Source organism: Streptomyces thermovulgaris, assembly GCF_002155915.1.
GTDB lineage: Bacteria > Actinomycetota > Actinomycetes > Streptomycetales > Streptomycetaceae > Streptomyces > Streptomyces thermovulgaris.
Genome location: NZ_MUME01000505.1, coordinates 1 through 541 on the forward strand (window position 1 = coordinate 1; position 541 = coordinate 541).

1 protein-coding gene is annotated in these 541 nt (G+C 70.1%); it reads right to left on the reverse strand.

Going from position 1 to position 541, the window contains the following annotated elements; all coding sequences use genetic code 11:
* On the reverse strand, positions 1-541 hold a 541-nt coding region (locus CCN35_RS26865), incomplete at both ends, for a hypothetical protein (RefSeq protein WP_143631880.1).

Sequence of the window (541 nt, forward strand, 5' to 3'; positions counted from 1 at the left end):
GGTGGGCGCCGCGCCCAGCGTGGTGGAGCCGTCGTAGTACGTGCGCTCCTCGGAGATCAGCTCACCGGGGTCCGCGCAGGTACCGGCCGTGGTCTTCTCCGACGCCTCCAGCTCCAGGATGTTGGCCCCGGTGTTGCGGGCGTACGTCATCGTGGTGCACGTCTCGTCGCCGGTCTTGGCGGTGTCGCCGTGATCGGTCTCCGAGGCGAGCATGCCGTACTCGTCGAAGGTCCGCTCCGACTTGGTCCGCTGCCAGCCTCCGCCCTTGAGCGGGCTGCGGGTGGTCTCCTCGCTGATGAGCTCGCCGTCGTCGTACTCGGCCTCGGCGCGCTCCATGCCGGCGAAGGCCGGGTGGTCGTCGACCTCGTTGCCCTCGAAGTCGGCGACCTTCGCGCCCTCGATGCCGCGGAAGTAGCGGGTGCGCGTGTCCAGCTTGGGACCGTCGGTGCCGTTGCCGACCTGGGTGCGGACCTCGCCGTAGCCGCGGAAGTCGCTGTAGGTGCGGTGCTCGGGCTTGGTGAGCTCGTCCTCGCTCTTGGCC